This is a genomic window from Gilvimarinus sp. 1_MG-2023 (assembly GCF_030548285.1).
Window position 1 is genome coordinate 1 of the sequence record NZ_JAUOSC010001365.1, and the last position, 252, is coordinate 252.

General features: G+C 51.2%; 1 protein-coding gene. It reads right to left on the reverse strand.

Going from position 1 to position 252, the window contains the following annotated elements; translation table 11 throughout:
• Positions 1 to 252 (reverse strand): carbamoyl phosphate synthase preATP-grasp domain-containing protein (locus tag Q4563_RS21300; RefSeq protein WP_303605944.1); only part of this gene is annotated, 252 nt, incomplete at both ends.

Below are 252 nucleotides of genomic sequence, written 5' to 3' on the forward strand. Positions count from 1 at the left end.
GTAGTCAAACTCGATCCCTTGGCCAATCCGGTTAGGCCCGCCACCGAGTACAATAATCTTGTCACGATCGGTCGGATTCGCTTCGCACTCTTCCTCGTAGGTCGAGTACATGTAAGCGGTATCGGTCGAAAATTCAGCCGCACAGGTATCAACCCGCTTGTAAACCGGGCGAATATTCAATTTCTGGCGATGCTTGCGGAAGGCTTTTTCAGAAATACCCAGCAAGGTTGCCAGGCGTTGATCAGAAAAGCC